A 21,829-nucleotide genomic window follows, 5' to 3' on the forward strand; every position below is an offset into this window, starting at 1 on the left:
CTAGCGGCGCTTGAGCACCAAATCGAGCTTCGCGTTGATGTTCTCGACCTTCGCGTTGAGGTTCTCGACCTTCGTGTTGACGTTGTCGACCTTCGCATTGACGCTCTCTAATTTGGCGTTGACGTTTTCAAACTCCTTTTCGACCCGCACCTCCAGGCGGTCGATGCGTGCATCGACAGCATCGAGGCGACCCGTGAGGCGGCGATCCATCTCCGTTATCCCGGAGGCGAGCGGCCCAGTGGCCTTGTCGATCTTGTCCTGGGTGCTCTCATTCAGCCACGACATCACGGAAAAGACGAACGCTATACCGGCCAGAATGCCCGTGACTACCATGGCAGGATTTACAGGCTTGGCAGCGTTCTTTTCCTGCCGGGCTTCGAGTTCGATCCTGACCTGGCGCGTCGCGATCCTCTTCATCTCGTCGCGGTCAAGGCGCCGGGCGTCGTGCCGGAATGGCTGACGCCCGGCCGTAGGTTTGCTTGTGGTCATATTGCCGGCCCAGTGTGTCTGGCCGCCTCCCGGCGAAGCAACAGGCAAGAGGCAGCGTGGCGAGTGCTCTACGTGCATGCTTGGCATTGTCTTCCAAGGCAGGTAAGGATGTGTTTCGTCTCGATACGAATTTCGCCTGACTCGCCCCTTTACCGCAAATTGAGAGTTTTCGTGCCCGAACCGGCGCAGTTCGCGCACCATCTGCCGTAATATCCGGTTACCCGCGGCGCGGAATCCCGCACCAGTTGCCTGCTCTAACCAGACGTTGACCATACAGCGGGCTGCCTGAGCAGGCGCCGCACCGTGGCAACGCATTCGATAACAACCAGGATCCAGATCATGCGCAACCGCATCCTCGTGTCGGCCTGCGCCGCGCTGGCGATGTTCGCCATGCAGGCGCCGGCCCATGCCGCCGCCACCGACCAGCTGCAGAGCTTTGTGACCGGCGTGAAGAGCGCGCGCGGCGAATTCACGCAGCGCCAGGTCAAGGGGCAGGGCGCCAATGTCAAGGTGACCGGCACGTCCAGCGGCACCTTCGTGTTCTCGCGCCCGGGCAAGTTCACCTGGCGCTATACCAAGCCGTACGAGCAGCTGCTGCAGGCCGACGGCCAGACCCTGTACATCTATGACAAGGACCTGAACCAGGTCACCGAGCGCAAGCTCGACGGCGCGCTGGGTTCCAGCCCGGCGGCGATCCTGTTCGGCAGCAACGACCTCGACAAGAACTTCGTGGTCAGGAACGGGCCGACGCGCGATGGCGTGGAATGGCTGGAGCTGACGCCCAAGGCCAAGGACACGCAGTTCGAGCGCATCGGCATCGGTTTCAAGGCCGGCAATCTCGAGGCGATGGAGCTGCGCGATGCGTTCGGCAACACTACGCTGCTGACCTTCACCGGCATGCAGAAGAACCCGCCGCTGGCGGCCGATGCGTTCCGGTTCACGGTGCCCAAGGGCGCCGACGTGATGAAGCAATGAGGGCCGCCATGATGGATGCGCACGAAGGGTCGGCAAGCGCTGGCGCAACGTATCGCCATGCTGGCAAGGTGTTGCTGGCCTGTGCCGGGGTGCTGGCGCTGGCGGCATGCGCCAGCAGCGGCGGTGGCGCCAGCAAGTTCGATGTCGATGCCTTCCTGCGCGCGCCGGATTCGGCGTTGCAAGAGGTGGTCGGCAATCCGGCCTTCCTCTCGGCCACGCGCGTGCCGGCCAACGAATGCGCGGTGATGCTGCAATCAGCCAGCACCGGCGTGCTGGAAGACCTGCCGCCGAGCAGCAACGCGCGCGGCGCGTCCTGGCTGCTGCACCCGACAGACAAGCCCGGACAGGTGTGGCTGGTGGTCAGCGAAGCCGGCGGCGAGCGTACCTGCCACGGCCCGCTGCCGGCCGATGCGATGAAAACCCTGGCCGACCGCGCCAGGGGCTAGCACCTCGCCCGCTCAGTGCGGCTTCGCTCAGTGCGGCTTGATGGCGATCTTCAGCTCGCCATCGCGCTGGTTGGCGAACCGGTCATACGCCGCGACGATATCCTCCAGAATCCTCTGACTCGCCAACCCTGACAGGAACCCCCCAATGATTACGATGCTTGCCATGATGCGCAGCCGGACCCATCAACTGCTGTGGCTGGCCGCGGGCGGCGCGTTGCTGGCAGGCTGCGCGGCCGCGCCGACGGAGCCGGCAGCGCCGGCACCGGCGCCCGGCCCGCAAGGTTCGCTCGGCACGCCGGCCGGCTGTGCCGCGGACAAGCTGGCTGACGAGGCGCTGGTCAGCAGGCCCGAGGCCGAGGTCATCGGCCTGCTGCAGGGCTGCGCATGGCGCCTGGGCGAACGCGACGGCCAGCAATTCCCGGGCACCATGGACTACAACCCGCAGCGGCGCACGCTTGGCATCAAGGCCGGCAAGGTGGTTTGGGTGCGGCGCGGCTGAGGCCGCCTGCGTGCCGTTGTTGACGAGTCATCTTGAGCCGGCGCAAGCGCCGGCCAACATGACAGAAATGTAATTTGACCGCCTGAACAAGAATCAATATTGTTTTCCGCTGACCGGAATCCAAACACCGGGCGGCCTTGGGAGTGCCCGGCGGCTGCCCAAAACCATGCTGGGGAGCCAACCGCGTGAAAACCACCATCCGAACCTTGTTGCCGCGTGCCGCGGCACTGGCCCTGCTGACGCTGCCGCTTGCCGCGGCGGCCCAGGAAAAGGTGCTCAACCTCTACACCGCGCGGCACTACCAGACCGACGAGGCGCTGTACGCCAACTTCACCAAGCAGACCGGCATCAAGATCAACCGCATCGAAGGCCAGGAAGATCCGCTGCTGGAACGCATCCGCAATGAAGGCGCCAACAGCCCGGCGGACGTGTTCATCACGGTCGATATCGGGCGCCTGTGGCGCGCCCAGCAGGCCGGGGTGTTCGCGCCGGTGAAGTCGAAGGTGCTGGAGTCGCGCATTCCGGCCAACTACCGCGATCCCAACGGCGAGTGGTTCGGCTTCTCGGCCCGCGGCCGCGTGATCGCCTACAACAAGGCCGCGGTCAAGGCCGGCGACGTCGCCAACTATGAAGACCTGGCCGATCCCAAGTGGAAGGGCAAGGTCTGCACGCGTTCCAGCGGCCATGTCTACAACCTGTCGCTGGTTTCCAGCCTGATCGCCCACGACGGCGAGGCCCGCACCGAGCAATGGGCGCGCGGCGTGGCCGCCAACCTGGCGCGCGTGCCCAAGGGCGGCGACACCGACCAGCTCAAGGCGGTTGCCGCCGGCGAGTGCGACGTGGCCATCGCCAACACCTACTACATCGCGCGCCTGCTGAAGTCGACCAAGCCCGAAGACAAGGCCGTGGCCGAAAAGCTGGGCGTGGTGTGGCCCAACCAGTCTAGCCAGGGCGTGCACATGAACGTCTCCGGCGGCGGCATGCTCAAGCACGCGCCCAACAAGGAAGCGGCGGTCAAGTTCCTGGAGTACCTGGCCAGCGATGAGGCGCAGCGCTACTTCGCCGACGGCAACAACGAATGGCCGGTGGTGAAGGGCGTGAAGGTCAACAACCCCGTGCTCGAAGCGCTGGGCGAGTTCAAGTCCGATGCCATCAACGTGGCCGAGCTGGGCAAGTACCAGCCGCAGGCGCAGAAGCTGGTGGATCGGGCTGGGTTCAAGTAAAGCCGAAGGATTGCTTGCCTTGGTTTGCTCCCACTCCCGCGCGCGGGAGTGGTTGCAAACATGCGGTTGCCAAGTCGTCAGCAGCCAGACCTTGCTGTCACAGCAAAAACCGCTTGTTTCCCGTCACCTGCGTCGGTTCGACCTTGCGGAACGTCAGCCTGACGCTGCTGTTGAGCCGCCGCCCCGCCTGCCGGCGCACCAGCGCCCGATGCAGCAGCCCTTTATGGCCAACCGTGCCTTCGGCATAGGGCTGGTCCGAGGTCGATCCAAGCGCCATCGCCGCCAGTGCCTGGTTGCGCTCCGCGGCGCTCTTCTCCAGCAGCTTGTCCAGCGCCATGCGGGCGCGCACCTGCGCGGCCAGCGCGGTGTCGCCGGGATTGGCGCGGGCACGTTCGGCGTCCCACGGCAGTTGCACCTTGCCGGCCAGGCGGCGCAGCGCGGCGCGCAGCTCGGCGCCGTCCATGCGGGTTTCCTGCACGATCCACACGGCATCGTGGCGCACCGCCGCCTCGGCATCGGCCATGCGGCGCACCAGCGCCGGCTGCAGCGCGGGCGCCGAGAATTGCCGCGCGCGGCGGATCGCATTGAGGGCGATGCGGCGTACCTGCGGGTTGTCATGATCGAACAGGTCGTCGATCACGCGCGCGGCGGTGTCGGCCGCGCCGATCATCTCGGCCAGCTGTCCGGCCAGCGAGACTTCTTCCACGCCGCTCAGCTTGTTGCGGCTGAGCCGGTTCAACTTGAACAGCAGGATGTGATATCGCAGCATAGGCTCTTGCGCGGCGGGCACGCCGCGGGTCCGCCCGGGCGGTTGCCGGGCCATAAGAGGCTATCGGCGCGGAAACGGCGCGACTTTAGCGCGACCGTCGCGGCTCAGCGCTGCGCCTGGCGGCGGATCGTGCGCGACAGCACGATCACCGGCAGCAGGCCGACCGCCACGATCACCAGCGAGGCGGTAGCGGCCTCGGTCAGCCGCTCGTCGGCGGCGAGGTTGTAGGCCTGCACCGCCAGGGTGTCGAAATTGAACGGCCGCATCACGAAGGTGGCCGGCAATTCCTTCATCACGTCGACGAAGACGATCAGCGCGGCGGTCAGCAGGCTGCCGCGCAGCATCGGCAAATGCACGCGCCGCAGCGTGGCGCCAGGGCCGTGGCCCAGGCTGCGCGCGGCGGCGTCCATGCTGGGCGTGATCTTGCCCAGTCCGGCATTGACGGTCTGCAGCGCCACCCCCAGGAAGCGCACCAGCAGCGCATAGACCAGCGCGGCGATGCCGCCGGTCAGCAGCAGTCCCGCTGACACCCCGAACTGCTGCTGCAGCCAGGCCGACAGCGCATTGTCCAGCCGCGCCACGGGCACCAGCACGCCCACCGCGATGACCGAGCCCGGCAGCGCATAGCCCATGCCGCACACCCGGGTCAGGCCGCGCATCAGCCAGCTGCGCTTGCCGTTGACCGCGCGCGCGGCGTAGCCCACCGCCAGCGCAACCGCCACCGCGGCGAGCGCGGTGACGCTGGCCAGCAGGAAGCTGTTGCGCACCAGGCCGACGAAGCGCGGGCCGAACTGCGCGTCGCCATCGGTAAGGGCCATGCGACACAGCATCAGCGCGGGGACCAGGAACCCCAGCAGCACCGGCACCAGGCACGCCGCCAGCGCCAGCCAGCCGCGGGGGCCGTCGAGGGTCCAGGCCGCGGCGCGGCGCTGGTTGCCGAACACCTGCGCGCGGCCGCGGCTGGCGCGCTCCATCAGCAGGATCGCGGCGACGAACAGCAGCATGCAGGCCGACAGCTGCGCCGCGGCGTTCTTGTCGCCCAGCGAGAACCAGGCGCGGTAGATGCCGGTGGAGAAGGTCGGGATGGCGAAATAGGCCACCGTGCCGAAATCAGCCAGCGTTTCCATCATCGCCAGCGCGGTGCCGGCGACGATGCCCGGGCGCGCCAGCGGCAGTACCACGCGCCAGAGCCGGCTCCAGGTGCCGTGGCCGAGCAGGCGCGCGGCCTCCAGCGTATTCTGGGTTTGCTGCAGGAAGGCGGCGCGCGCGGTCAGGTAGACGTACGGGTAAAGCACCAGCGAGAACAGCGCGATGGCGCCGCCCAGCGAGCGGATCTCCGGAAACCAGTAGTCGCGCGCGCGCCAGCCGGTCAGCTCGCGCAGCCAGCCCTGCACCGGGCCGGCGAACTGCAGCGCGTCGGTGTAGGCGTAGGCAATCACATAGGCCGGCATCGCCATCGGCAGCACCAGCGCCCATTCCATCACGGCATGGCCCGGGAAGCGGTAGGTCGATACCAGCCAGGCGCTGGTCACGCCCAGCAGCAGCACGCCGGCAGCAACGCCGCCCAGCAGCCACAGGGTATTGAGCACGTACTCGGCCAGCACCGTGTCGATCAGGTGGCGCCAGGTATCGCCGGCGGGCAGCAGCACGGCGGACGCAATCACGAGCACCGGCACCGCGATCAGCAGCGCCATCGCCACGGTGGCCAGGGTCAGGGGGTGGAAATGGCGGCGGCTGGACAGAAGCATGCGGGAACAGTGAGCAAAGTGCCGCCCGCCGAACCCGAGCCTGGTGGCGCGGTGTGCGGGCTGACGCATTCTAGCAATGCCGGCACCGTCGGCGCGCCACGGGGAGGGCGTACGCGGGCCGCAGGGACTCCGCACGTCCCTATAATGCGCACATGCGAACCGATTCCTATTCACGACTGCCCGGCGCCCAGGCCCGCAGCCGTCCGGCCTCCCGTGCCGATGCCCCGGGTGCCGCTGTCCCCGCCCCGGCCGTCATCGAGGTGGATCGTATCCGCCACGCCTTCGGCCGCCACGCCGTGGTCAAGGGCCTGTCGTTCTCGGTGGCGCGCGGCCATGTCGCCTGCCTGCTAGGCCCCAGCGGCTGTGGCAAGACCACGGTGCTGCGGGCGATTGCGGGCTTCGAGCCGCTGCAGGATGGGCGCATCGTGCTGGACGGCCAGACCGTGTCATCGTCAGGCACGCTGGTGGCGCCCGAGCAGCGCCGAATCGGCATGGTGTTCCAGGACTACGCGCTGTTTCCGCACCTGGACGTGGCGGCCAACGTCGGCTTCGGCCTGACCCGCGCCAGCCGGGCCGAGCGCGCGGCGCGGGTGGAAGAGGTATTGCAGCTGGTGGGCCTGGCCGGTGCCGGCCGCCAGTATCCACACGAACTGTCCGGCGGCCAGCAGCAGCGCGTCGCGCTGGCACGCGCGCTGGCGCCGCGCCCGGAACTGCTGCTGCTCGACGAGCCGTTCTCCAACCTTGACGTGGACCTGCGCGAACGGCTGAGCCTGGAGGTGCGCGCGATCCTGAAGGCGCAGGGCACTACCGCCATCCTGGTCACGCACGACCAGCATGAAGCCTTTGCCATGGCCGACGAGATCGGCGTGATGCACGACGGCGTCATCGAGCAATGGGGCAGTGCGCATGACCTGTACCACCGCCCGGCATCGCGCTTTGTCGCCGGCTTTATCGGCCAGGGCGTGCTGATGGCGGGGCGCGTGCGCGACAGCGCGCAGATCGAGCTGGAACTGGGGCTGCTGCGCCCGGCGGTGCCGCTGGACCTGCCTGCCGGCGCGGCGGTCGACGTACTGGTGCGTCCCGACGACATCATCCACGACGACGCCAGCCCGATGCGTGCCGAGGTGGTGCACAAGGCCTTCCGTGGCGCGGAGATCCTGTACACGCTGCGCCTGGCCAGCGGCGGCCGTGTGCTGGCGCTGGTGCCCTCGCACCACAACCATGCCGTGGGCGAGCGCATCGGCATCCGCGTCGAGATCGAGGACGTGGTGGCGTTTGCCGCCTGAGCGCGCGCGCCGGCGGCCGCTGCCGATGGTCTACACTGTGGCGTTCTGCATCTTGCGCACTGACAGGGCCTGACTACCGTGGCGGACACGCTGTTTTCCGAATCTCCCGACCGTTCCCGGCAACCGCTGGCCGAGCGCCTGCGCCCGCGCACCATCGACGAGGTCATCGGGCAGCAGCACCTGCTGGGCCCGGGCAAGCCGCTGCGCGTGGCGTTTGAGTCCGGCGAGCCGCATTCGATGATCCTGTGGGGGCCGCCCGGCGTGGGCAAAACCACGCTGGCACGGCTGATGGCGGATGCGTTCGACGCCGAATTCATCGCGCTGTCGGCGGTGCTGTCGGGGGTCAAGGACATCCGCGAGGCGGTCGAACGGGCCGAGCAGTTCCGCGCCCATGGACGGCGCACGCTGGTGTTCGTCGACGAGGTGCACCGCTTCAACAAGAGCCAGCAGGATGCATTCCTGCCGCATGTGGAAAGCGGCCTGTTCACGTTTATCGGCGCCACCACCGAGAATCCGTCGTTCGAGGTCAATGGCGCCTTGCTGTCGCGCGCGGCGGTCTATGTGCTCAAGAGCCTGGACGATGCCGAGCTGACCCAGCTGGCACTGCGGGCCTCGGAGGAACTGGGCGGCGTCGGCTGGCAGGACGAAGCGCTGCAGCTGATCGTGGCCTCGGCCGACGGCGACGGGCGCAAGCTGCTGAACAACATCGAGATCGTCGCGCGCGCCGCGCGCAATGCCGGTGCCGCGCAGATCGATACCGCGCTGCTGGGCAGTGCGCTGTCGGAGAACCTGCGCCGCTTCGACAAGGGCGGCGATGCCTTCTACGACCAGATCAGCGCGCTGCACAAGTCGGTGCGCGGCTCGGACCCGGACGCCGCGCTGTACTGGTTCTGCCGCATGATCGACGGCGGCGCCGACCCGCGCTACCTGGCGCGCCGCATCGTGCGCATGGCGTGGGAGGATATCGGCCTGGCCGATCCGCGCGCCGCGCGCATCACGCTGGACGCGGCCGAGACCTACGAGCGGCTGGGCTCGCCGGAGGGTGAGCTGGCGCTGGGCCAGGCCCTGATCTACCTGGCCGTCGCGCCCAAGTCCAACGCCGGCTACAACGCCTACAACGCCGCGCGCGCCTTCGTCGCCAAGGACAAGTCGCGCGCGGTGCCGGTGCACCTGCGCAACGCGCCGACCCGGCTGATGAAGGAGCTGGGCTACGGCCACGCCTACCGCTACGCGCACGATGAACCGGAGGCCTATGCCGCCGGCGAGCATTACTTTCCGGACGACCTCAAGGCGCAGGGCTGGTACCAGCCGGTGCCGCGCGGGCTCGAAGGCAAGATCGCCGAGAAGCTGCGCCACCTGCGCGAACTGGACGAGGCCTGGCATCGCGAACAGCGCGCCGCCAGGGCGAAGGACGGCGGGAAGGACGGCGCGAGGGGCGACGGCAAGGGCGGCAAGTCCGGCGAACAGGTTTGACGGCCTGCTAACGGGTGTGCAGTAAAATGGCGGGTCCGCCGGCATGTCGCTGGCCCTGCACTCCACCTTAGCAACATGCTCGACATCCAGCTGTTCCGCAAAGACATCGACGCCGTGGCGCAACGCCTTGCCACGCGCGGCTTCCAACTCGACGTGGCGGCGTTCCAGGCACTCGAGGCCGAACGCAAGCAACTGCAGACCCAGACCGAGGAACTGCAGGCGCGCCGCAACAGCCTGTCCAAGCAGATCGGCATGCTGAAGGGCAAGGGCGAGGATGCCTCGGCCGTGATGGCGGAAGTGGGCGGCATCGGCGACACGCTCAAGGCCTCGGCCGCGCGGCTGGACGAGATCCAGGCGCACCTGGGCGAGCTGATGCTGTCGATTCCCAACCTGCCGCACGAGAGCGTGCCGGTGGGGAACGACGAAACCCAGAACGTCGAGGTGCGCCGCGTGGGCGAGCCGCGCCAGTTCGACTTTGCCGTGCGCGACCACGTCGACGTGGGCGAGAAGCTGGGGCTGGATTTCGACACCGCGGTCAAGGTCACCGGATCGCGCTTCTCGATGCTGCGCGGCGGCATGGCGCGCCTGCACCGCGCGCTGGTGCAGCTGATGCTCGATACCCACACGCAGGAGCATGGCTACACCGAGATGTACGTGCCGTACATCGTCAACGCCGCGTCGATGCGCGGCACCGGCCAGCTGCCCAAGTTCGAGGAAGACCTGTTCAAGGTGCCGCGCAAGGTGGGTAGCGAGGAAGGGGAGCGCATCGAGAACTTCTACCTGATCCCAACCGCCGAGGTGCCGCTGACCAACATCGTGCGCGATGCCATCGTCGCCGGCGATAAGCTGCCGCTGCGCTTCGTCGCGCATACGCCGTGCTTCCGCTCCGAAGCCGGTTCGTACGGCAAGGACACCCGCGGCATGATCCGCCAGCACCAGTTCGACAAGGTCGAGCTGGTCCAGGTGGTGCCCGCCGACCAGTCCTTCGACGCACTCGAGCAGCTGACCGGCCATGCCGAGGCGATCCTGAAGAAGCTGGAGCTGCCGTTCCGCACCATCGTGCTGTGCACCGGCGACATGGGCTTCGGCAGCACCAAGACCTACGACCTGGAGGTCTGGATTCCCGCGCAGAACACCTACCGCGAGATCAGCTCGTGCTCCAACATGGGCGATTTCCAGGCGCGCCGCATGCAGGCCCGCATGCGCACGGGGCAGGGCAAGCCGGAACTGGTGCACACGCTGAACGGCTCGGGCCTGGCGGTCGGCCGCACGCTGGTGGCGATCCTGGAGAACTACCAGAACGCCGACGGCTCGGTCACGGTGCCGGCCGCGCTGCAGCCGTACATGGGCGGCACCACCCGCCTGGAGCCGGAACTGTAAGGCGCCGAAAAAAACTGCCGCCAGCCTCTTGCATCGGCTGGCAGAGCATGGCTATAATTTCGGTTTCGCCACACGGCAACAAGTTACCGGAGAGGTGGCAGAGTGGTCGAATGTACCTGACTCGAAATCAGGCGTACCGGCGACGGTACCGTGGGTTCGAATCCCACCCTCTCCGCCAAAACAAGAAGCTGTCGGCATCGACCACCGGCAGGCAACAACAGCGTAGTAAAACTCAGGCCGACGCCCACGAAAGTGCGCGTCGGTTTTGTTTTTTCCGCGGCCGGGCTTGTGCCGCGGCGGCGCACCGTCGTTACCGGCGGTCCCCCCGGGCGCGGCGGCCGGTGCACTATCATGGCGATCCGCAACGCAGGATCCGCATCATGACCCAGCCCTCCGACCGCCCGGTGACCGCACCGGCCTTTCATGGCGATCCGGCCGAACTGCCGGCCGATCCCGACCTCGTCTACGGCATGCCCTACCGGCATTACAAGGGCGGTGCCTACACCGCCGTAGGCATCGGCCGCTTCGAGGCCGACCTGGCGCCGGTGGTGGTCTACCGCGCCATGCGCGATCCGTCCTTGCTGTGGGTGCGCCGCGCCGATGTGTTCAGCGAACCGGTGGCGACGCCGCACGGCAAGGTGCCGCGCTTCGCGCCCGACTGGCCGGCGGCACTGGCCTGCCTGGACTTCCTGCCGCGCCAGGCGGTGCTCGACGTGCTGGCGCTGCACGACACGCCGTACCGCCGCTACCATGACCGCCGCCATATCCTGGAGATGTTCGAGGCCGCCCACGCGCGCGGCGTGGCGCTGGACCGCGCGCAGGCGCTGGCGGTGCTGTGCCACGACGCGGTCTATGTGGCCGGCTGCGAGCACAACGAAGCCGCCTCGGCCGCCATGATCGATACGATCGCGCCCGGCGAGGCGCGCGGGGTGCGGGAGCGCGCCGCGCAGATCGTGCTCGATACGCGCGAGCATCGCCCGAGCAGCGCGGATGCGGCAATCGTGCTCGATCTCGACCTGTTCAGGCTGGCCGCGCCGCCCGACGTGTTCGACCGCCACAGCCAGGACGTCTTTGCCGAGAACCACGCGCTGCTGGCCGCGCGCACCGGCAAGCAGGGCGATGCGCTGCTTGCAGAATTCATGCGCCGGCGCGCGGCATTCCTGGGCCACCTGGCGCAGCGCCCGCAACTGTTCCTGACCGCGGCCTTCGCGGACTGCGAGGCCCCGGCCCGGGCCAATATCGCCCGCAGCGTGGCCGCGGCGGAGGCGGCTGGTGACTGACGCGGCAGCGCATGCAAGCGGCCTGATCCACGGCTGGCTCACACCCGGCACGGCGCTGGGGTTGCTGGCGCTGTTTGCGCTGGTAACGCTGCTGCTGCTCAGCCTGGTGCCGCTGCTGGTCGCCCTGTTGCGGCCCGTGGTGCGCTGGCTGGACCGCTGGCGCGCGTGGGGCGCGGGCGCGCTGTCGTCGCGGGTCGGCGCGCGACCGCGGCGGATGGGCGCGATGACGCTGCGCGTGCTCGAGCGCGACATGGCCGAGCTGCTGCTGGTGCTGCTGGCCGGTGCCGTGCTGCTGGCCTGCGGCGGCGTGCTGGTCTGGCTCGCTGGCGAGGTCGCGGAAAACGCCGAGGTGGTGCGCATCGATCATCAGGTGTTCGCGTGGCTGCGGGCCTTGCGCACCGACTGGCTAGACCTGGCGATGGTGGCCGTGACCGAGCTGGGCGGCGCGCGCATTTCCGTGGCGGTGGGCGTGGCGGTGTTTGCGTGGCTGTGCTGGCGCCGGGCCTGGACCGTGGCGCTGTACTGGGCCGCCGCGCTGCTCGGCGCGCGCGCCTGCGTGATGGCGCTCAAGCTCGGCATGGCGCGCGTGCGACCGGCCAGCATCTACAGCGGCCTCGAGTCGTACTCGTTCCCCAGCGGTCACGCCACCAGCAGCATGGTGACGTACGGCTTCCTGGCCTTCCTGATGTGCCTGCGCCAGCCGTGGCGCGTGCGCATTCCGGTGCTGGCGTTGACCGTGGTGGCGGTGGCGGCGATCGGCGTGTCGCGGCTGTACCTGGGTATGCACTGGCTGTCCGATGTGGCCGCGGGCTATGCGCTCGGCCTGGCGTGGATCGCGCTGCTTGGCACGGCCTACCGCACGCTGCACGGGCCGGCGCCGCATGGCTCGGTGGCGCCGTCGCGCCTTGGCGTGGTGGCGGCGGTCGCGGTGGTGGCGGCGTTCGGCTACGTGGCGTGGTCCCGGCTGCCGGATACGCTCCAGCGCTATCGCCAGGCCGACGCTGCTACGCAGGCGTTGCCGCTGCGTCCGGCTCCGTTGATTGCGGCAGGCGCGACACCAGCAACTGGTCGATCTTGTGATGGTCGATGTCCAGCACTTCGAAGCGATAGCCCGCCACGGTGATCGACTCGGACTTTTTCGGGATGCGCTTGAGCGCATAGATCACCAGCCCGGCCGCGGTATCGACGTAGTCCTCGCCGGGCAGCGTATCGAGCTCCAGCGCCTTCTTCAGGTCGACCAGCGGCGTCAGGCCATCGACCAGCCATGAGCTGTCGTCGCGCCGCACGATCTGCTCGTCTTCGCTCGAATAGAGGATGTCCCCCATCAGCGCGCCGACGATGTCGTCGAGCGTAACAATGCCCACCACCAGCCCGTATTCGTTCATGACCACGGCGAAGCTCTGGTGCATCTCGCGGAAGCGCGTCAGCGACTCGGACAGGGTCAGCGTGTCGGGGATCACCAGCACGTTCTTGTCGTGGTGGCGGCCGATATTGCCCATCACCGAGGCGCTTTCATCGGCCAGCAGCAGTTGCAGGATGTCCTTGGAGTCGATATAGCCCTGCACGTCGTCGAGGTCGTGCCCGCACACCGGGTATTGCGCATGCGGCTGGTTGACCAGCTTGCGGCGCACGCTGTCGGCGGGCTCGTCCAGGCTCAGGTAGACCACCTCGTCGCGCGGCGTCATGATCGCGGTGATGCCCTTGAAGTCGAGTTCGAACACGTTCTCGATCAGGTGCAGCTCATGCTTGTGCAGCACGCCGGCCTCTGCGCCGGCATCGACCATCGCGGCGATGTCCTCGGTGGTGATCTGGTCGACCGGCTTGGTCGGCAGCCGCAGCAGCCGCAGCATGGCGTCGGCGGCGGCGTTGAAGACCCAGACCAGCGGCCTGAGCACGCGCAGCAGCGTCAGCATGGGGTCGATCACCGCCAGCGCGCAGGCCTCGGGAAAGGTCATGGCGATGCGCTTGGGGATCAGGTCGGCGAACTGGATGAACAGCAGCGTCACGATCAGGAACGAGCCGATGTTGGCGGCGCGCTGCGCGTGCACCACCTGCATATAGGGCGACAGCGCTTCGAGCAGCAGGTCGGACACATGCTTCTCGCCCAGGATACCGGCCAGGATGGCGACGCTGTTGACCCCGATCTGCACGATGGTGAAGAAATTCCCGGGCTCTTCCTTGAGCAGCAGCACGCGCGTGGCGCGGCCGTCGCCGCGCTCGGACAGCACTTGCAGCTTGGTGCGGCGGGCAGCGGTCAGCGCGATCTCGGAGATCGAGAAAAAGGCGCTGACAAGGACGAGCAGGATCAGGGTCAGGACGAACATAGGCAGGATTGCGCTGGCAGGTTGTGCCTGCAGGCGGCTTGATGATGGTGCACGGCGCGCGCGGCTGTCAATCTGTGCTCCCGTCAGTCGCGGCGCCTGGCGGGGGCGGCGTCGAAGCTTGCGGTCGGCGCTTCCAGCCGCAGCGGCAGCGTTGCGGCCAGCGTCGCGGCGGCCAGCGCGAACTGGTCGCGCAGGTCGTCGGCCAGGCTGGAGCCGGCGCGGTGGCTGGCGCGCAGCATCTGGATCTCGAACGGCAGCACCGGCGCCACGTCGTGCAGCGCCACGCGCTCCGCGCTGGCGCTGAGCGCGGTGTACTGGTCCAGCAGCGTCATGCCCAGGCCCGCGTCGACCAGCGCCAGCGCCAGCGAGTAGGTCTGCACCTCCAGCGTCGAGCGCGGTTCCAGCGCGTGCCGGGCCAGGGTCTGGCGCACCAGCAGGCCCAGCGAGCTGTTGTCGTCATAGCCGATGAAGGCCCGCTCCATCAGCCGCTGCATCGGCACCACGCGGCGGCGCCCGCCGGCGGGCAGCGGCTGCGCGCGCGGCACCGCCAGCAGCATGCGGCCGCTGGCCACCGGCTCGCTCGAGATGGCCTCGTGGCGGGGCGGGGCGAAAGCGAAGCCCAGGTCGATCTGGTTGGCCAGCAGCGCGCCGACGATCTCGTCGGTATGGTGCGTCAGCACCTGCACCTGCGTGTCGGGGTGGCGAGCGCAGAAGCTGCGTACCGCCGGCACCAGCAGCGGGTTGGCCAGGCTCGGCGTCGCGGCCACGCGCAGCCGGCCGGCGCCCTTGTGGCGCAGGCTTTCCGAGACCCGGCGCACACGTTCGATCTCGCCGTATAGCCTTTCGACATCCCCATACAGCGCGTTGGCTTCGGGCGTGGCCTGCAGCCGCCCGCGCACGCGCTCGAACAGCCGGAAGCCTAGCGAGGCCTCGGCATGCTGCAGCACGCGTGTGACCACCGGCTGCGACACGTGCAGCAGGCGCGCGGCCTCGCTGACGGTGCCGGTCAGCATCACGGCGCGGAACACTTCGATCTGGCGCAGGCGCATGGCATCTGGGGTGTGGTGGAAAGGGCGGGGCAAGGCGGCGGTCACGGCCATAGCCTGAAGACATATTCTGGCACGTATTCGCATTGGGCAAGCCGGCGCGCTTGCACTACGCTCTGCCTGATGAACGCAAGCAAAGGAAAGGCAATGCGGGTGGTGATCGTGGGCGCGGGCGTGGTGGGCATGACGACGGCATGGCGCCTGGCCGAGGATGGCCACCAGGTGACGGTGCTGGAGCGCCACGACGGGCCCGGCGAGGAGACCAGCTTTGCCAACGGCGGGCAACTGAGCTACAGCTACGTGGCGCCGCTGGCGGGACCGGGCGTGATGGCCAAGGTGCCCGGCTGGCTGCTGCGGCGCGATTCGCCGATGCGCTTTCGCCCGGCGGCGGACCCGGCGCAATGGCGCTGGCTGGCCGCCTTCATGTCGGCCTGCAACGCTGCCACCAGCGAGGCGACCACGCGCAAGCTGCTGCGGCTGGGCTTTTATTCGCGCGACCTGATGCAGGCCTTCGTGGCCCGGCACCAGCATGACGACGGCGGCGCCGGCTTCAGTTTTGCGCGGCGCGGCAAGTTGGTGGTGCACCGCGACGCGGCGGCGTTTGAGTCGGCCTGCCGGCTGCTGGACTACCAGGCCAGCCTGGGTTGCGAACAACAGGCGCTGGACCGCGACGCCTGCGTGGCGCTGGAGCCCGCGCTGGCGGGTATCCGCGACCAGATCGCCGGCGCCATCCATACCCCGAGCGAAGAGGTGGGAGACTGCCATCGCTTCTGCCTGTCGCTGGCACGGTTGCTGCAAGACGGGTCCTACGCCGGCGTGTCGTTGCGCTTTGGCACCGTCGTGCAAGGGCTGGTGCAGCAGGGTGGGCGCGTCACCGGGGTGCGTACGCCGGCCGGCGTGGTGCCCGCCGACGTGGTGATCATGTCGGGCGGCATTGGCAGCGTGCCGCTGCTGCGTCCGCTGGGCGTACGCCCGCTGCTGTGGCCGCTCAAGGGCTACAGCATCACGGTGCCGCTGGCCGGCGGCGCGCGGGCGCCGCATATCAGCGTGACGGATTTCGCCAACAAGATCGTTTATGCCCGGATCGGCAATACACTGCGGGTGGCGGGCATGGCCGACCTGGTGCGCGGCGGCACCCGCATCGATCCGGAGCGGGTCGGGACGCTGGTGGCGCAGACCCGCGCGCTGTTTCCCGGCATCGTGCCGGACGAGCCGCTGGCGCAGCTGCAGCCGTGGGCCGGGCTGCGCCCGGCCACGCCGGACGGCCTGCCGCTGGTGGGACCGTCGCGGGTGTCGGGGCTCTGGCTCAACCTGGGCCACGGCGCGCTGGGGTTTACGCTGGCGATGGGCAGTGCCGGCCTGCTGGCCGACCGCCTGGCGGGGCGCCGCCCCGCCATCGACGCAGAAGATTTCGACGCGGCGCGCGCCTAGCGCCGCGGCCGAGCATGGGTTATTGCCGTACCGGTAAGTCCGCAGTACCTGAAGCTGTCCATGAAACATGCCTCAATGACCAAGCCCCACTACAAGGAGCGCCACATGCAAACGCTGCACCCCCACCGATCCGCCACCCGCCGCGCGCTTGCGGCCGCCACGCTGCTGCTGGCCGCCGGCGCCGTCCATGCCGCCGACGGCGACACGCTGAAGAAGATCAAGGACAGCGGCGTGATCTCGCTCGGCTACCGCGAATCGTCGATCCCGTTCTCGTACACCGACGGCAAGGAGGTCATGGGCTACTCGCACGAGATCCTGCTGCAGATCGTCGACAAGGTGAAGAGCGAGCTGAAGATGCCCAACCTGCAGGTGCGCCTGACCCCGATCACCTCGCAGAACCGGATCCCGCTGGTGCAGAACGGCACCATCGACATCGAATGCGGCAGCACCACCAACAACCTTGAGCGGCAGAAGCAGGTGGCGTTCTCCAACAGCCTGTTCGTCTACGGCATCAAGATGCTGACCAAGAAGGATTCGGGCGTGAAGGAGTTTGCCGACCTGAAGGACCGCAACGTGGTCACCACCGCCGGCACCACCGGCGAGCGCCTGCTGGTCAAGATGAACGGCGAGAAGGCCATGAACATGAACCTGATCAGCACCAAGGACCACGGCCAGTCCTTCCTGATCCTGGAAACCGGCCGTGCCGCCGCGTTCGTGATGGACGAGCCGCTGCTGTATGGGGAGCGCACCAAGGCCAAGAACGCGGCCGACTGGGTGGTGGTGGGCGCGCCGCTGCAGACCGAGAACTACGCCTGCATGTTCCGCAAGGACGATCCCTCGTTCAAGAAGCTGGCCGACGGCGTGATCGCCGACCTGCAGACCAGCGGCCGCGCCGAGAAGCTGTACAACAAGTGGTTCATGGCACCGATCCCGCCGCGCGGCATCAACATGAATTATCCGCTGTCGGCCGACATGAAGGCGCTGTTTGCGGCGCCCAACGACAAGGCTTACCAGTAGGCCGAGTAGGGCGGGGCGGACCGCGGGAGGGGAACCGGGCCTCGCGGTTATTTAGCCATGATGAATCGATATTTAGCATTCGATAGTGTTTGCGGTAGTGTTGAGCCCGATATAGGCTCATAGCAGCACAACAGCCGGCGGCGCTCCAAAAGAGGCCGGCCGGCGCTGCCCCACACTGCTTATCCGCATCGACTGGAGAACATATGCGATCGCTTCGTACTGGCTGGTTCAAATCCCTGCTGGCCGCTTCCCTGGTGGCCGGCGCCGGACTGGCTGCCACCGCGGCCCATGCCGCCGACCTGCTCGACACCGTCAAGCAGGCCGGCGTGCTGAAGATCGGGCTGGAGGGCACCTATCCCCCGTTCGGCTTCCGTGGCGCAAAGAACGAGCTGGAAGGCTTCGACGTCGACGTGGCGCGGGCGGTGGCCGGCAAGCTCGGCGTCAAGCCGGAGTTCGTCACCACTGAATGGAGCGGCATCATCGCCGGCCTGCAGGCGGGCAAATTCGACGTGATCGTCAACCAGGTCAACGTCACGCCGCAGCGCCAGCAGGTGCTGGATTTCTCCACGCCCTACGTCTACTCGGATGCGCAGCTGATCCAGCGCAAGGATGACAAGCGCCAGTTCAAGTCGCTGGAAGACCTGAAGGGCCACAAGCTGGGCGTCAGCCTGGGCAGCAACTATAACGACCTGGCCAAGTCCGTGGCCGGCATCGACGTCAAGACCTATCCCGGCGCGCCGGAGTACCTGCGCGACCTGGCGGCACAGCGCGTCGACGCCGCGCTGAATGACCGGCTGATGGTCGCGTACCTGGTCAAGACCACCAACCTGCCGCTGCGGCCGGGCGCGATCGTGGCGGGTGCCACCACGCAGGTGGCCATCCCGTTCCGCAAGGACAACCCCAAGTTCGCGCAGGCGATCAACCACGCACTGGATGAGCTGGCCAAGGACGGCACGCTCGGCAAGCTGTCGGTGAAGTGGTTCGGCACCGACGTGACCAAGCCCGCCGGCAAGCCGGTCAAGTAATCAGGGCGGTATCATGTCGCGGCGCGGCGGCCTGCATGGCTGCCGCGCCGCTTTGCTTTGTGCCTTTATTGCTGATCCTTTTCGCGCCGCCACGCCATGTCCGCTCTCCAGCTCGTCATCGACTCCCTGCCCGTGCTGCTGCAGGGCACGCTGCTGACCATCAAGTTCGCACTGTGGTCGATGGTGTTCGGGCTGATGCTGGGCACAGTGGTGGCGCTGATGGGCATCAGCCATAGCCGGGTGCTCAAGGCGGTGGCGCGCGGCTATGTCAGCATCATGCGCGGCACGCCGCTGCTGGTGCAGATCTTCGTGGTCTATTACGGGCTGCCCGGGATCGGCATCGCACTGGAGCCGACGCCGGCGGGCGTGCTGACGCTGAGCCTGAACGTCGGCGCCTATCTGTCGGAGAGCATGCGCGGCGCCATCCTCGGCGTGGCGCGTGGGCAGTGGCTGGCCGCCTACAGCCTGGGCCTGACGCCGGCGCAGGCGCTGCGCTACGTGATCGGCCCGCAGGCGCTGCGCCTGGCGGTGCCGAGCCTGTCGAACAGCCTGATCAGCCTGATCAAGGATACGTCGCTGGTTTCGGTCATCACCGTGACCGAGCTGCTGCGCACCGCGCAGGAGGTGATTGCCGCCACCTACCAGCCATTGCCGCTCTACCTGGCAGTCGCGGCGATCTACTGGGTGCTGAGCACGGCCTTGTCCGGGCTGCAGCACAAGCTGGAACGGAGGTTGTCGCTGCCGGGCAGGCATTGAGAACGCGCCAAGGCAAAAGGCCAGCTCCACGGAGCTGGCCTTTTTTGCATCAACGCACCGTTAGCCCTGCGCGATACGGCCGGCGATATGCCCCAGCGCCTCTTCCACCTGGTCCACCAGGATCAGGCACAGGTCGCCCGGCTGCAAGTGCGACAGCGCGGTATCGATGGCCAGGAACTCGCCGCGGATCTCCTCGACCTGGCTGGCGCGTTGCGCACCCTGCAGGCCTTCGCGCAGCAGCGCCAGCACTTCGCCGTCGGCGCGGCCGCGCTGGCACTGGTCCTGGTACAGCACGACCTCATCGAACACGCCGCCCAGGATCTGGGTCTGGCGGCGGATGTCGTCGTCGCGGCGGTCGCCCGCGCCGCTGATCACTACCACCCGCCGCTTGGCGGGGATGGATTCGATCGCGTTGCACAGCGCCAGGATCGCATCCGGGTTGTGGCCGTAGTCGGCGATCAGCGTGGCGCCGCGGTAATCGAACACATTGAAGCGTCCGGGCGCGGTCTGCGCGTCGTTGACAAAGGTGGCGAGCCCGCGGCGGATCACCGACCAGTCGATGCCCAGGGCCCACGCGGCGGCGATCGACGACATCGCGTTCTCGACCTGGAAGCCGATGGTGCCGTTGCGCGTCAGCGGGATCTCGGCCAGTGCGATGCGCACTTCGGCATCGCCTTCCCCGGCGACGATCTCGGCGCCATCGACGAACACCACGCGCTTGCCCTGCGCGCGGTGCGTGGCCATGGCGGGCTGGTCGGGGTCGTGCGCGAAGAAGGTGACGCTGCCGGGGCAGGCGTCGGCCATGCGCACCACCATCGGGTCGGCGGCGTTGAGCACGGCCATGCCGTGCGGCGCGACGTTCTGCACGATCACGCTCTTGAGCACCGCCAGGTCTTCCACCGAGTTGATGTAGGACAGGCCCAGGTGATCGCCTTCGCCGACGTTGGTGACCACCGCCACGTCGCAGCGGTCGAAGGCCAGGCCTTCGCGCAGCAGGCCGCCGCGCGCGGTCTCGAACACGGCGGCGTCCACGTCGGGGTGCAGCAGCACGTTGCGCGCGCTGCGCGGGCCGCTGCAGTCGCCGGTGTCGATGCGCTCGCCCTGGATATAGACGCCATCGGTGCCGGTCATGCCCATGCGCAGTCCGCTGGTGGCCATGATGTGGGTGATCAGGCGGACCGTGGTGGTCTTGCCATTGGTGCCGGAGACCGCCACCACCGGGATGCGGCCGTCGTCGCCGTCGGCAAACATGGTCGAGACGATGGCTTCGCCGACCGCGCGGCCCTTGCCGTAGGACGGCTGCAGGTGCATGCGCAGGCCCGGCGCGGCGTTGACCTCGACGATGCCGCCGGCCTGTTCCTCGAACGGCTTGAGCATGGTCTCGCAGACCGCATCGACGCCGGCGATGTCCAGGCCCACCATCTGCGCCGCGGCCACCGCGCGCGCGGCGATGTCCGGGTGGACGTCGTCGGTCACGTCGGTGGCGCTGCCGCCGGTGGACAGGTTGGCGTTGTTGCGCAGCACCACGCGGGTGCCGGCGGCCGGCACGGAGTCGGCGGTCAGGTTCTGCTTGGCCAGCGTGGCCAGCGCGATATCGTCGAAGCGGATCTTGGTCAGCGAGGTGGCATGGCCTTCGCCGCGGCGCGGGTCGCGGTTCACTTCGTCGACCAGCTGGCGCACCGTATGCACGCCATCGCCGATCACTTGCGGCGGATCGCGGCGCGCCGCCGCCACCAACTGCTTGCCGACCACCAGCAGGCGGAAATCGTGGCCGGGGATATAGCGCTCGACGATCACGTCGGAGCTGATGTCCGAGGCGACCTCGTAGGCCGTCATCACTTCCTCGCGGGTGCGGATGCGCACCGCCACGCCTTTGCCCTGGTTGCCGTCGCGCGGCTTGACCACCACCGGCGCGTCGATTTCCTGTGCCGCGGCCCAGGCTTCCTCGGCGCTGCGCACCGAGCGGCCCAGCGGCACCGGCACGCCGGCGGCGTGCAGCAGGGACTTGGTCAGTTCCTTGTCCTGCGCGATCGATTCGGCCACGGCGCTGGTGCGGTCGGTCTCGGCCGCCTGGATGCGGCGCTGCTTGCTGCCCCAGCCGAACTGCACCATCGAGCCCTGCGTCAGGCGCCGGTACGGGATGCCGCGCGCGACCGCGGCGTAGACGATCGAGCCGGTGCTAGGCCCGAGGCGCACGTCCTCGTCCAGCTCGCGCAGGCGGTGCAGCGCGTCGGCCAGGTCGAACGGAGTGTCGTGGCGGGCGGCATGGCACAGCGCCTCGGCCAGTTCGAAGGCGAGCCGGCCGACTTCCTCTTCGCTGTATTGCACGATCACCTGGTAGATGCCGGGCTCGACCGTCTGCGCGGTGCGGCTGAACGTCACCGGGCAGCCGGCGGCAGCCTGCAGGCGCAGGGCGGTCACTTCCAGCACGTGGGCCAGCGACAGTTCGACCGATTCCTCGTCGGGGCGCAGCGGCCCGATCTCGGGGAAGCGGGCGCGCAGCCGGTCTTCAAAGCCGGGCAGGGCCGACAGCATGTTGGCGGTGTCCTGGCAGGCCACGATCGCCTCGATGGCGGTGTGGCGGCACCACAGGTTCGGGCCCCGCAGGGCCCGGATACGGGAGACTTCCATAGAACGGTTTCCGTGTCTTCTATGCGCGGTT

General features: G+C 68.3%; 20 protein-coding genes and 1 tRNA gene. 14 read left to right on the forward strand and 7 right to left on the reverse strand.

The window, feature by feature from the left end; genetic code table 11:
• Positions 1 to 762 carry a DUF948 domain-containing protein gene (locus RALTA_RS30160; protein ID WP_145987324.1) on the reverse strand — a complete coding sequence of 254 codons (762 nt, stop codon included), beginning with the start codon at positions 760 to 762 and terminating at the stop codon, positions 1 to 3.
• Positions 763 to 828: 66 nt separating this feature from the next.
• On the opposite strand from RALTA_RS30160, the gene lolA reads away from it, so the two are divergent.
• Positions 829 to 1,464, forward strand: a complete 636-nt coding sequence (gene lolA / locus RALTA_RS03585; protein WP_012352052.1) for an outer membrane lipoprotein chaperone LolA — start codon at positions 829 to 831, stop codon at positions 1,462 to 1,464.
• An 8-nt stretch (positions 1,465 to 1,472) separates the two neighbouring features.
• Positions 1,473 to 1,910 (forward strand): hypothetical protein, encoded by a 438-nt coding sequence (locus tag RALTA_RS03590; RefSeq protein WP_050976436.1) that lies wholly within the window; start codon positions 1,473 to 1,475, stop codon positions 1,908 to 1,910.
• 27 nt (positions 1,911 to 1,937) lie between these two features.
• Here RALTA_RS03590 and RALTA_RS30165 read toward each other — a convergent pair whose 3' ends face one another.
• The gene (locus tag RALTA_RS30165; protein ID WP_012352054.1) at positions 1,938 to 2,075 is read right to left on the reverse strand and encodes a hypothetical protein; all 138 of its coding nucleotides are present in this window, start codon (positions 2,073 to 2,075) and stop codon (positions 1,938 to 1,940) included.
• Between RALTA_RS30165 and RALTA_RS03595 the strand changes: the two genes are divergently transcribed.
• Positions 2,056 to 2,409, forward strand: a complete 354-nt coding sequence (locus tag RALTA_RS03595) for a hypothetical protein (RefSeq protein WP_012352055.1) — start codon at positions 2,056 to 2,058, stop codon at positions 2,407 to 2,409. The genes RALTA_RS30165 and RALTA_RS03595 overlap by 20 nt on opposite strands.
• A 185-nt stretch (positions 2,410 to 2,594) precedes the next feature.
• Positions 2,595 to 3,632 (forward strand): Fe(3+) ABC transporter substrate-binding protein, encoded by a 1,038-nt coding sequence (locus tag RALTA_RS03600; RefSeq protein WP_012352056.1) that lies wholly within the window; start codon positions 2,595 to 2,597, stop codon positions 3,630 to 3,632.
• A 97-nt stretch (positions 3,633 to 3,729) separates the two neighbouring features.
• Here the strand turns inward: RALTA_RS03600 and RALTA_RS03605 are convergent, their stop codons facing one another.
• Positions 3,730 to 4,401, reverse strand: coding sequence for a hypothetical protein (locus RALTA_RS03605; RefSeq protein ID WP_012352057.1), 672 nt, complete (start codon positions 4,399 to 4,401; stop codon positions 3,730 to 3,732).
• Between the two features lie 104 nt (positions 4,402 to 4,505).
• Positions 4,506 to 6,149, reverse strand: a complete 1,644-nt coding sequence (locus RALTA_RS03610) for an ABC transporter permease (RefSeq protein ID WP_012352058.1) — start codon at positions 6,147 to 6,149, stop codon at positions 4,506 to 4,508.
• 152 nt (positions 6,150 to 6,301) lie between these two features.
• Here RALTA_RS03610 and RALTA_RS03615 point away from each other — a divergent pair, with 152 nt between their 5' ends.
• From RALTA_RS03615 to RALTA_RS28980, 6 genes are all read left to right on the forward strand, one after another.
• Positions 6,302 to 7,435: an ABC transporter ATP-binding protein gene (locus tag RALTA_RS03615; RefSeq protein ID WP_012352059.1), complete on the forward strand. Its 1,134-nt coding sequence runs from the start codon at positions 6,302 to 6,304 to the stop codon at positions 7,433 to 7,435.
• A 78-nt stretch (positions 7,436 to 7,513) separates the two neighbouring features.
• Positions 7,514 to 8,908 carry a replication-associated recombination protein A gene (locus tag RALTA_RS03620; protein ID WP_012352060.1) on the forward strand — a complete coding sequence of 465 codons (1,395 nt, stop codon included), beginning with the start codon at positions 7,514 to 7,516 and terminating at the stop codon, positions 8,906 to 8,908.
• Positions 8,909 to 8,983: 75 nt separating this feature from the next.
• On the forward strand, positions 8,984 to 10,288 hold the full coding sequence (gene serS, locus RALTA_RS03625; protein WP_012352061.1) for a serine--tRNA ligase: 1,305 nt from the start codon (positions 8,984 to 8,986) through the stop codon (positions 10,286 to 10,288).
• Positions 10,289 to 10,376: 88 nt separating this feature from the next.
• Positions 10,377 to 10,466 (forward strand) — tRNA-Ser (locus tag RALTA_RS03630).
• Positions 10,467 to 10,668: 202 nt separating this feature from the next.
• Complete coding sequence (locus RALTA_RS03635) at positions 10,669 to 11,568, forward strand: DUF1653 domain-containing protein (protein WP_012352062.1); 900 nt, start codon at positions 10,669 to 10,671, stop codon at positions 11,566 to 11,568.
• Positions 11,561 to 12,691: a phosphatase PAP2 family protein gene (locus tag RALTA_RS28980; protein WP_012352063.1), complete on the forward strand. Its 1,131-nt coding sequence runs from the start codon at positions 11,561 to 11,563 to the stop codon at positions 12,689 to 12,691. Before RALTA_RS03635 ends, RALTA_RS28980 begins: the two co-directional genes overlap by 8 nt.
• Here RALTA_RS28980 and RALTA_RS03640 read toward each other — a convergent pair.
• Both RALTA_RS03640 and RALTA_RS03645 read right to left on the reverse strand, forming a co-directional pair.
• A complete protein-coding gene (locus RALTA_RS03640; protein ID WP_012352064.1) occupies positions 12,573 to 13,892 on the reverse strand; it encodes a hemolysin family protein in 1,320 nt (439 codons plus the stop codon). The two genes, RALTA_RS28980 and RALTA_RS03640, sit on opposite strands and share 119 nt — an antisense overlap.
• A gap of 83 nt (positions 13,893 to 13,975) precedes the next feature.
• A complete protein-coding gene (locus tag RALTA_RS03645; RefSeq protein ID WP_012352065.1) occupies positions 13,976 to 14,941 on the reverse strand; it encodes a LysR substrate-binding domain-containing protein in 966 nt (321 codons plus the stop codon).
• A 144-nt stretch (positions 14,942 to 15,085) separates the two neighbouring features.
• Here RALTA_RS03645 and RALTA_RS03650 point away from each other — a divergent pair, with 144 nt between their 5' ends.
• The 4 genes from RALTA_RS03650 (at position 15,086) to RALTA_RS03665 (ending at position 19,167) form a co-directional block, all read left to right on the forward strand.
• Positions 15,086 to 16,369, forward strand: a complete 1,284-nt coding sequence (locus RALTA_RS03650; RefSeq protein ID WP_012352066.1) for a D-amino acid dehydrogenase — start codon at positions 15,086 to 15,088, stop codon at positions 16,367 to 16,369.
• A gap of 105 nt (positions 16,370 to 16,474) precedes the next feature.
• Positions 16,475 to 17,386 (forward strand): glutamate/aspartate ABC transporter substrate-binding protein, encoded by a 912-nt coding sequence (locus RALTA_RS03655; protein WP_012352067.1) that lies wholly within the window; start codon positions 16,475 to 16,477, stop codon positions 17,384 to 17,386.
• 203 nt (positions 17,387 to 17,589) lie between these two features.
• Positions 17,590 to 18,411, forward strand: a complete 822-nt coding sequence (locus tag RALTA_RS03660) for a transporter substrate-binding domain-containing protein (protein ID WP_012352068.1) — start codon at positions 17,590 to 17,592, stop codon at positions 18,409 to 18,411.
• A gap of 96 nt (positions 18,412 to 18,507) precedes the next feature.
• Positions 18,508 to 19,167, forward strand: coding sequence for an amino acid ABC transporter permease (locus RALTA_RS03665; protein ID WP_012352069.1), 660 nt, complete (start codon positions 18,508 to 18,510; stop codon positions 19,165 to 19,167).
• Positions 19,168 to 19,227: 60 nt separating this feature from the next.
• Here the strand turns inward: RALTA_RS03665 and cphA are convergent, their stop codons facing one another.
• Positions 19,228 to 21,798: a cyanophycin synthetase gene (cphA, locus tag RALTA_RS03670; RefSeq protein ID WP_012352070.1), complete on the reverse strand. Its 2,571-nt coding sequence runs from the start codon at positions 21,796 to 21,798 to the stop codon at positions 19,228 to 19,230.
• Between the last annotated feature and the right edge of the window lie 31 nt (positions 21,799 to 21,829).

Origin of the sequence: Cupriavidus taiwanensis LMG 19424, assembly GCF_000069785.1 — a bacterium.
Classification (GTDB): Bacteria; Pseudomonadota; Gammaproteobacteria; order Burkholderiales; family Burkholderiaceae; genus Cupriavidus; species Cupriavidus taiwanensis.